This window comes from Kitasatospora sp. NPDC005748 (genome assembly GCF_040630735.1).
GTDB lineage: Bacteria > Actinomycetota > Actinomycetes > Streptomycetales > Streptomycetaceae > Kitasatospora.
In genome coordinates this window covers 35,759-44,633 of sequence record NZ_JBEXYD010000062.1, presented here as the reverse complement: position 1 = coordinate 44,633, position 8,875 = coordinate 35,759, and the positions used below count along the sequence as shown (strand labels likewise).

11 protein-coding genes and 1 pseudogene are annotated in these 8,875 nt (G+C 71.4%); 6 read left to right on the top strand and 6 right to left on the bottom strand.

Going from position 1 to position 8,875, the window contains the following annotated elements:
* Window positions 1–88 precede the first annotated feature (88 nt).
* The gene (xseA, locus tag ABZ495_RS30530) at window positions 89–1,309 is read right to left on the bottom strand and encodes an exodeoxyribonuclease VII large subunit (RefSeq protein ID WP_359839110.1); all 1,221 of its coding nucleotides are present in this window, start codon (window positions 1,307–1,309) and stop codon (window positions 89–91) included.
* Window positions 1,310–1,344: 35 nt separating this feature from the next.
* The gene (locus ABZ495_RS30525) at window positions 1,345–2,688 is read right to left on the bottom strand and encodes an APC family permease (protein ID WP_329489422.1); all 1,344 of its coding nucleotides are present in this window, start codon (window positions 2,686–2,688) and stop codon (window positions 1,345–1,347) included.
* A gap of 87 nt (window positions 2,689–2,775) precedes the next feature.
* Here ABZ495_RS30525 and ABZ495_RS30520 point away from each other — a divergent pair, with 87 nt between their 5' ends.
* On the top strand, window positions 2,776–3,750 hold the full coding sequence (locus ABZ495_RS30520) for a 4-hydroxy-3-methylbut-2-enyl diphosphate reductase (RefSeq protein WP_359806010.1): 975 nt from the start codon (window positions 2,776–2,778) through the stop codon (window positions 3,748–3,750).
* 142 nt (window positions 3,751–3,892) lie between these two features.
* The gene (ppgK, locus tag ABZ495_RS30515; RefSeq protein ID WP_359839108.1) at window positions 3,893–4,642 is read left to right on the top strand and encodes a polyphosphate--glucose phosphotransferase; all 750 of its coding nucleotides are present in this window, start codon (window positions 3,893–3,895) and stop codon (window positions 4,640–4,642) included.
* A gap of 105 nt (window positions 4,643–4,747) precedes the next feature.
* On the opposite strand, the gene ABZ495_RS30510 is transcribed toward ppgK, so the two are convergent.
* Window positions 4,748–5,305, bottom strand: coding sequence for a DUF6542 domain-containing protein (locus ABZ495_RS30510; RefSeq protein WP_329489425.1), 558 nt, complete (start codon window positions 5,303–5,305; stop codon window positions 4,748–4,750).
* A gap of 257 nt (window positions 5,306–5,562) precedes the next feature.
* Between ABZ495_RS30510 and ABZ495_RS30505 the strand changes: the two genes are divergently transcribed.
* From ABZ495_RS30505 to ABZ495_RS30490, 4 genes are all read left to right on the top strand, one after another.
* Window positions 5,563–5,955 (top strand): VOC family protein, encoded by a 393-nt coding sequence (locus ABZ495_RS30505; protein WP_359839106.1) that lies wholly within the window; start codon window positions 5,563–5,565, stop codon window positions 5,953–5,955.
* 75 nt (window positions 5,956–6,030) lie between these two features.
* Complete coding sequence (gene ychF, locus ABZ495_RS30500; protein WP_329489426.1) at window positions 6,031–7,104, top strand: redox-regulated ATPase YchF; 1,074 nt, start codon at window positions 6,031–6,033, stop codon at window positions 7,102–7,104.
* Window positions 7,105–7,302: 198 nt separating this feature from the next.
* On the top strand, window positions 7,303–7,584 hold the full coding sequence (locus ABZ495_RS30495; protein ID WP_329927349.1) for a type II toxin-antitoxin system prevent-host-death family antitoxin: 282 nt from the start codon (window positions 7,303–7,305) through the stop codon (window positions 7,582–7,584).
* Window positions 7,581–7,835, top strand: a complete 255-nt coding sequence (locus ABZ495_RS30490) for a Txe/YoeB family addiction module toxin (protein ID WP_030463747.1) — start codon at window positions 7,581–7,583, stop codon at window positions 7,833–7,835. The genes ABZ495_RS30495 and ABZ495_RS30490 overlap by 4 nt, the downstream gene beginning before the upstream one ends.
* Before the next feature lie 245 nt (window positions 7,836–8,080).
* On the opposite strand, the gene ABZ495_RS30485 is transcribed toward ABZ495_RS30490, so the two are convergent.
* The 3 genes and pseudogenes from ABZ495_RS30485 to ABZ495_RS30475 form a co-directional block, all read right to left on the bottom strand.
* Window positions 8,081–8,344, bottom strand: a complete 264-nt coding sequence (locus tag ABZ495_RS30485) for a type II toxin-antitoxin system RelE/ParE family toxin (RefSeq protein WP_093677539.1) — start codon at window positions 8,342–8,344, stop codon at window positions 8,081–8,083.
* Window positions 8,337–8,606 (bottom strand): type II toxin-antitoxin system Phd/YefM family antitoxin, encoded by a 270-nt coding sequence (locus ABZ495_RS30480; RefSeq protein ID WP_359806003.1) that lies wholly within the window; start codon window positions 8,604–8,606, stop codon window positions 8,337–8,339. Before ABZ495_RS30480 ends, ABZ495_RS30485 begins: the two co-directional genes overlap by 8 nt.
* Before the next feature lie 134 nt (window positions 8,607–8,740).
* A pseudogene (locus tag ABZ495_RS30475) lies at window positions 8,741–8,872 on the bottom strand (type II toxin-antitoxin system RelE/ParE family toxin); the annotation flags it as partial.
* Window positions 8,873–8,875 lie beyond the last annotated feature (3 nt).

The window sequence follows — 8,875 nt, the reverse complement described above, 5'->3', positions numbered from 1 at the left end:
TCCACACCTACAATCACCACCGCGGACACACCGCACTCGCAGGCAAGCCACCCGCCAGCCGCATCCCCAACCTCACGGGACAGAACAGCTAGGGCTTGGCCTCGGGGCCGGCCGTCACGTCGAAGCCGCCGCCCGCCACCCGGGCGTGCAGCGCGTCGCCCGACTCGACCTGGGCCGGATCGGTCACCACCGTGCCGTCCGCGCGCTGCAGCACCGCGTAGCCGCGCTCCAGGGTGGCCGCGGGGGAGAGGGCGACCACCCGGGCCAGGGTGTGCCCGAGGTCGCTCTGCGCGTGGTCCAGCCGGTGCCCGAGGGTGCGCCTGGCCCGCTCCAGCAAGGCCTCCACCTCCTGGCCGCGGCCGTCCAGCATCCGGCGCGGCGCGGCCAGCGCCGGGCGGCTTCGGACGCCGTCCAGCCCGTGCTGCTCCCGTTCGACCCGGCCGAGCACCTGCCGCCGGGCCCGGTCGCGCAGGGTCAGGACCTTCGTCAGCTCCTCGCCGACGTCCGGCACCACCCGTTTGGCCGCATCGGTCGGGGTGGAGGCGCGCAGGTCGGCGACGAAGTCCAGCAGCGGCTGGTCCGGCTCGTGCCCGATCGCGCTGACCACCGGCGTCCGGGCGGCCGCGACCAGCCGCACCAGGGCCTCGTCCGAGAACGGCAGCAGGTCCTCCACGCTGCCGCCGCCCCGGGCCACGATGATCACGTCCACCTCGGGGTGGTCGTCCAGCTCGCGCACCGCCGCGCCGACCCGCTCCACCGCGCTGACGCCCTGCACCGGCACGTTGCGCACCTCGAAGCGGACGGCCGGCCAGCGCCGCCGGGCGACCTCCAGGACGTCCCGCTCGGCGGCCGAGCCGCGCCCGGTGACCAGGCCGACGCACTGCGGCAGGAACGGCAGGGGCCGCTTGCGCTCGGCCGCGAACAGGCCCTCCCCGGCGAGGCGCCGCTTCAGCTGCTCCAGCCGGGCCAGCAGCTCGCCGAGCCCCACCAGCCGGATCTCGGCGGCCCGCAGCGACAGCTGGCCGCGCGCCCCGTACCACTCCGGCTTGGCGTGCACGATGACCCGCGAGCCCTCCTGCACCGCGTCGGCGACCTCCTCGAAGACGGAGCGGAAGCACGTCACCGTCAGGGAGACGTCCGCCTGCGGGTCGCGCAGGGTCAGGAACACCACCCCCGCGCCCGGCCGCCGGCTGAGCTGGGTGATCTGGCCCTCCACCCAGACCGCGCCGAGCCGGTCGATCCAGCCGCCGATCAGCGCGGAGACCTTGCCGACCGGGAGCGGGGCTTCGGGGGAGCTGGTGTTGGCCATGCGTATGAGGCTAGCGGCGGATGCCGACAGGGAGGTCAGCGGCGGACACCGGCGGCCGCGGCCCCCTGGACCAGCAGCACGACGAGCCCGACCGCCAGCCAGACGGCCCCGGTGAGCTGCGCGGTGGACGAGGCCTCGTAGACCACCGCGCCGATCACCGCGATGCCCAGCAGCGGCGCCACCAGGTGCCGCGCCCAGTCCCGCGAGCCGTGCTTCACCACGTACCAGCCGATCACCGAGGCGTGCAGCAGTGCGAAGGCCGTCAGCGCGCCGACGTTGACCACCGAGGTCAGCTGGTCCAGCCCGTCGTCCCGGTTCGCCGCCCAGACGGCCGCACCCATCGTGATCACCGCGGCCACCAGCAGCGCCCGGCGCGGCACCGCCGAGTCGGGGTCCACCGCGGCCAGGAAGCGCGGCAGCCGCCCCTCCCGTCCCATCGCGAAGACCAGCCGCCCGGCGGCCGCCTGCCCGGCCAGCGCCGCGAAGGCCGCGCCGATCGCCTTGCTCGCCGCCACCAGCACGTGCAGCCAGTGCCCGACCCCGCGCTCCACCGTGTCGTAGAAGGCCGAGCCCTGGGCGGCCGGATCCGCCGCCAGCTGCTGCGGGGTCAGCGGCTCCAGCAGCGCCGCCAGGTACGTCTGCAGCACGAACAGCACCCCGGCCAGGGCCAGGCACCAGAGCACCGCCCGCGCCACCGCGGCGGAGGCGCCGACGGCCTCCTCCACGAAGGTGGCGATCGCGTCGAAGCCCAGGTACGACAGGACGGCCACCGAGACGGCCGAGATCACGGCCGTCGGCGAGAAGCCGCCGACGGCCGTGAACGGCGTGTCCCAGCCGCGCTGCGCCCCGTCCCGGGCCAGCACCACCACGGCCGCCACCACGAAGACCGCCAGCACCGCGATCTCCAGCGCCAGCACCGCCAGGCCGACCACCGCCGCCGTCCGCACCCCGGCCAGGTTGAGCGCGGTGGTGACCACCACCGCCAGCGCCGTCCACACCCAGCGCGAGACGTCCGGGACCAGCGAGTTCAGGGCGATGCCGGAGAAGAGGTACGCCACCGCCGGGATCAGCAGGTAGTCCAGCATCGCCATCCAGCCGGCGATGAACCCCGGACCCTCGCCCAGCCCGGCCCGCGCGTAGGCGAACACCGAGCCGGTCCGCGGCACCGCCCGCACCATCTGGGCGTACGAGAGCGCGGTGAATCCCATCGCGACCGTGGCGGCCAGATAGACGGCCGCCACCGCGCCGTGGCTCTTGGCGTCCAGCACGCCGAACACGCCGACCGGGGCCATCGGGGCGATGAACAGGAGCCCGTAGACCATCAGATCGCGCACGCCCAGGCTGCGCCGCAGGCCGCCGTCGTCGACTCGATCGCTCATCACGTCCACATTTGAGCACCGGTGACCGGATCCGGCTCGAAGGCGCCTTCCGTCGGCGCGGCTCGCCGCCGCCCGTACGATGGAGCCATGTCCAACACCGCGCAGCGCCGTGTCCTGCTCGCCGCCCCCCGGGGCTACTGCGCGGGCGTCGACCGCGCCGTGATCGCCGTGGAGAAGGCCCTGGAGCAGTACGGGGCGCCGATCTACGTCCGCAAGCAGATCGTCCACAACAAGTACGTGGTGCAGACCCTGGAGAAGCGGGGCGCGATCTTCGTCGACGAGACGGAGGAGGTGCCCGAGGGTTCGATCGTGGTGTTCTCCGCGCACGGCGTCGCGCCGTCCGTCCACGACGAGGCCAAGGAGGGCCGGCTCGCCACCATCGACGCCACCTGCCCCCTGGTCACCAAGGTGCACAAGGAGGCCGTCCGCTTCGCCGACGAGGGCTTCGACATCCTGCTGGTGGGCCACGAGGGCCACGAGGAGGTCGTCGGCACCATGGGCGAGGCCCCGGACCGGATCCACCTGGTGGACGGTGCCGAGGACGTCGCCAACGTCGAGGTCCGCGACGAGTCCAAGGTCGTCTGGCTCTCCCAGACCACGCTCTCGGTGGACGAGACCATGGCCACCGTCGGCGAGCTGAAGAAGCGCTTCCCGCTGCTGGTCAGCCCGCCCAGCGACGACATCTGCTACGCCACCCAGAACCGCCAGGTCGCCGTCAAGCAGATGGCGTCCGAGACGGACCTGCTGATCGTGGTCGGCTCCAGGAACTCCTCCAACTCGGTCCGCCTGGTCGAGGTCGGTCTGGAGTACGGCGCCAAGGCCGCCCACCTGGTGGACTTCGCCGACGAGATCCAGGAGTCCTGGCTGGACGGCGTCACCACGGTCGGCCTGACCAGCGGCGCCTCGGTGCCGGAGGTCCTGGTCGACGGCGTCCTGGAGTGGCTGGCCGCGCGCGGCTACGGCGACGTGTCGACCGTCAAGACCGCCGAGGAGCACCTGACCTTCTCGCTGCCCAAGGAACTCCGCCGCGACCTGCGCGCCGAGGCCGCCGGCAAGCTGTAACGGACCTTCCGGGAACCCGGTGCCCCGCGCGGGCGCCGGGTTCTCCGCTGCGCGCGGCCGTGCGCGCCCGGCCGCGCTCTCGTAGTTTTGTACACAGCTGTGCACAGGCCTGTGGACAACGGTTACGCGGAGGGCGGTCGTCATGACGGTGGTATTCGGTGTGGACATCGGCGGTTCGGGCATCAAGGGTGCTCCCGTCGACCTCGCCCGGGGCGTGCTCGCCCAGGAGCGGCACAAGGTCCTCACCCCGCAGCCCTCGGCCCCGGAGGCCGTGGTCGCCGCCGTCCGCGAGGTGGTCCGGCACTTCGACCACCAGGGACCGGTCGGGCTGACCTTCCCCGGGGTGGTGGTGGACGGCCAGACCAGAACGGCGGCCAACGTCGACAAGGGCTGGATCGGCCTGGACGCGGCGGGCCTGTTCCGCGAGGCGCTCGACCTGCCGGCCGTGGTGCTCAACGACGCCGACGCGGCGGGTCTCGCCGAGACCGTCCACGGGGCCGGCCGCGACCAGCAGGGCGTCGTCCTCGTGCTGACCTTCGGCACCGGCATCGGCAGCGCGCTCTTCGTGGACGGCGCACTGGTGCCCAACACCGAGCTGGGCCACCTGGAGCTGCGCGGCAAGGACGCCGAGCGGCGGGCCTCCTCGGCCGCCAAGGAGCGGCACGACCTGAGCTGGGAGCAGTGGGCCGGGCGGGTCGACGAGTACCTCGACCTGGTGGAGATGCTCTTCTCGCCGCAGCTGATCGTGATCGGCGGCGGGGTGAGCCGCAAGCACGAGAAGTTCCTGCCGGTGCTGCGCGAGCGCGAGGCGCGGGTGGTCCCGGCCGAGCTGCGCAACGACGCGGGGATCGTCGGCGCGGCCATGGCGGCGGCCCGGGCCTCCACCGGCTGACCGGTCCGGCCTTCGCGGCCGCGTACGGTGCCGGCTCGGGGAGTGGGCCGGGGCGGGTCGGGCCGGGGCGGGGGCGGGAAGTCGGCCGGTCCGACGTCCCACTCCTCAGCGGTCGCGGTGGATCCGCCGCTGGGCCACGAAGCGGGCGAGCACGATGGCCGCGGCCAGGCCGGTGCCGGTGAAGAGCCAGCCGGCCCGCGTCGCGAGACCGGTCGCCAGCGCCACCACCTGGGCCGTCAGACCCGAGGAGGTGACCGGGCCGAGCAGCAGGAGGGCGACGGCGAAGGCGATCGGGCCGCTGATCGGGGCGGCCAGCAGGTCGGCGAAGCGCACCCGGACGGCCAGCTGGAAGCAGATGACCAGGTAGCCGATGCCGAACAGCACCCCGAGACCGCCGAAGAGCATCCGGTCCACGCCCGCCAGGGCGACGGTCGCGACCGTCGCGGCCACGCCGGTGCCGATCGCGGTCAGCCGGGTCGGCCGCCCGGTGCGCCGGCGCCCGTAGAGCCGGCTGTCCGGGTGGCCGCCGCGGCGGGCGCCGCCCCGTTCGCCGCCGCGGGCGTCGTCCCGGGCGTCCTCGCGCTCGCCGGTGCGCGGTCCGAACGGCAGGCGCAGCCCGGTCCGGCCCGCGCCCGGGCGGCCGCGCTCGGCTCCGCCGGCCACGGCGCGTAGCCGGGAGGCGGGTGCGGCGGAGCCCTCGTCGGTCTCGGGGGCCCGCCCGGGCCCGGGGACGGCGGCCCCGGCCGCGCCGTTAGGCGGTCGGCGTCTGGGCCCTGGCGGCTGAGTTCGGATGCGCTGCTCCACCCACCCAACGTACGGTCCGATCATCGCCACACTGTGTAATGGGCCACAGGACCTTGCTCCGTGTCTCCGGACGGAGTACTGGTGTGATCGTCGCTCAACTCGACCATGGGGGGCTCATGACCGGCGGATTCGCCTTCGAACGCCTGCACCACGTCCAGCTCGACATCCCGGCCGGCGCCGAGGACGAGTGCCGCGCCTTCTGGCACGGCGTCCTGGGCATGGCCGAGCTGACCAAGCCCCCGGTCCTGGCCGCCCGCGGCGGCTGCTGGTTCCGGGGCGGCGGGGTGGAGGTGCACCTGGGCGTCGTTCCGGAGTTCCGCCCGGCCCGCAAGGGCCACCCGGGGATCCAGGTGCGCGCCCTGGACGCGCTCGCCGAGCGGCTGGCCGCGCACGGCCACGAGGTCGTCTGGGACGACGCCCTGCCGGGTCACCGCCGGTTCCACTCCAGCGACCGGTTGGGCAACCGCCTGGAGTTCCTGGAGCCGCTGCCGGGGGACGCGGGCGCCTGACCCGCTGCCCGTAGACTGGGCGATCGGCCCGCACGGTGCCGACCCAACTCCTCCAAGCCCACGGGACTGCGCTTCATGTCGCTCACGATCGGAATCGTCGGCCTGCCGAACGTCGGCAAGTCGACCCTGTTCAACGCCCTGACCAAGAACGACGTGCTGGCGGCCAACTACCCGTTCGCCACCATCGAGCCGAACGTCGGCGTCGTCGGTGTCCCGGACGCCCGGCTGAAGAAGCTCGCCGAGATCTTCGGCTCGCAGCGGATCCTCCCGGCGACCGTGGACTTCGTGGACATCGCGGGCATCGTGCGCGGCGCCTCGGTCGGCGAGGGCCTGGGCAACAAGTTCCTGGCGAACATCCGTGAGTCCGACGCGATCTGCCAGGTCATCCGGGCCTTCGTCGACCCGGACGTGGTGCACGTCGACGGCAAGGTCTCGCCGAAGGACGACATCGAGACCATCAACACCGAGCTGATCCTCGCCGACCTCCAGTCGATCGAGAAGGTGCTGCCGCGGCTCCAGAAGGAGGCCCGGCTCAAGAAGGAGTCGGCCGCCACGCTGGCCGCCGCCGAGGCCGCCCAGAAGATCCTGGAGACCGGCAAGACCCTCTTCGAGGTGGGCTTCGACGCCTCCTCGGTGCGCGAGCTGCACCTGCTCACCACCAAGCCCTTCCTCTACGTCTTCAACGTCGACGAGGACGAGCTGGTCGACGAGGAGTTCAAGGAGGCCCAGCGCGCCCTGGTCGCCCCCGCCGAGGCCATCTTCCTGAACGCCAAGATCGAGTCCGAGCTGATCGGCATGGACGAGGACGAGGCGCTGGAGCTCCTCCAGTCCATGGGCCAGGAGGAGACCGGCATGGCCACCCTCGGCCGGGTCGGCTACGAGACCCTCGGCCTGCAGAGCTACCTCACCGCGGGCCCCAAGGAGACCAGGGCCTGGACCATCAAGAAGGGCGCCACCGCCCCCGAGGCCGCCGGTGTGATCCACACCGACTTCCAGAAGGGCTTCATCAAGGCGGAGATCATCTCCTTCGATGACCTGGTCGCCTGCGGCTCCATCGCCGAGGCCCGCAGCAAGGGCAAGGCCCGCATCGAGGGCAAGGAATACCTCATGCAGGACGGCGACGTCGTGGAGTTCCGCTTCAACGTGTGATCAAGTCATTACTGCATGTCACTTGATCTGGCAAGTGTGCAGGTCGGAGAGGGTCGGACTCCATGGAGTCCGACCCTCTCCTCATTTCCGTGCTGACTTGGTGCTGACTTGCGGGAGTCCATGCCGGCCGTCGATGCCCCCGAAGCCTCGATTGAGTGGTACGTTATTCGGTACCACTCGCCTAAGGGGGTTCGCGCCATGTCCATCACCGCGAGCGAGGCCCGCAGGGATCTCTTCCCGTTGATCAAGAAGGTCAACGAGGATCACGACGCCATCGAGATCGTGTCCAAGCACGGAAATGCCGTGCTCGTCTCCGCCGAGGACTACGCCGCCCTGCGTGAGGGCTCGTACCTCCTGCGTTCGCCGGCGAACGCGCGTCGCCTCCTCAAGGCGTACGACAACGCACTGAACGGCATAGGGCTCTCCGAACGCACGCTCATCGACCCCGACTCGGCTGATGCCGGGCGGGGTGTCGAGTGAGGCTCGTCTTCGAAGAGCAGGGCTGGGAGGACTACACGTCCTGGCTCAAGAGCGATCGCAAGATGCTCGCGAGGATCAACAAGCTCATCGAGGACGTCCTGCGCGATCCGTTCACCGGGATCGGCAAGCCCGAGCCGCTGAAGTACCACCTCCCAGGGGCCTGGTCGCGGCGGATTGATGACGAGCATCGCCTCGTCTATCTGGTCACCGACCGGGAGATCATCATCCTGGCGGCCCGCTACCACTACTGATCCCCTGACCCGGCGTTCCGTCACGGTGCTGATTCCGTGCTGACTTGGGCCCTCAGAGTAACCATTTTCGCAGGTCACGGCGTTGTGGTGGGAGTTCCGCTTCAACGTGTGACCGGCTCGTTACTGCGCGTTGGGCAATTCGTCAAGCGGGCGGTTCAGAAGGGGTCGACTCCTCCGGGAGTCGACCCCTTCGTCGTCACCGTGCGGGGTGGGTGCTGGATGTTCTGACGCCGGATCGGTCGGCGTCAGGTGTCGTAAACGGTGGAGCGGTGCCCGACGTGTACGACCCACACCACGAGCTCTCCGTTGTCGATCGTGTAGACGACCCGGTAATCGCCGACCCGTAGGCGCCGGCGCTCGGGCTGCGATACGAGGGCGGTGGTGTTGAAGCCGAGAGGGTCGCTCTCGAGCTCGGTCAGCTTGGCCAGGATGCGTAGTGCCATGTCGCGGGGGATCTTCCGGAGCTCGGCCTGCGCCTCGGGTCGGAAGACGGTGCGGTACTCACTCACTGCGCGCCAGCGTCTCCCTCATGATGTCCTCGATCGGGATGCCGGGTGCGGGATCGGCCATGCGCTCGTCGATGATCCGGTTGATCTCGCGCTCTTCCCACTCCTGGTACTTGCGCAGAACCTCGATGGAGACGACCGCGGCCACTTCCTTGCCGCGGCGCGTGATCACGGTGGGCACGTCGTCCCGATCGGCTCGCTCGACCACCTCTGCCAGATGCGCGCGCACATCGCGGATGGACTCTATGGGCAGCGGCTGCGTCATGCGCTCAAGTGTACCGAGTGTGCCATGCGTACACCACAGCCGAAATGAAGTCGGTCGTGGGGTGCTGGATGTGCTGGATGAACCCGCACCGTGCGGGGTGGGTGCTGGATGTTCTGACGCCGGATCGGTCGGCGTCAGGTGTCGTGAACGGTGGAGCGGTGCCCCACGTGTACGACCCACACCCCGAGCTCTCCGTTGTCGATCGTGTAGACCACCCGGTAATCGCCGACCCGCAGGCGCCGGCGCTCGGGCCGCGATACGAGGGCGCC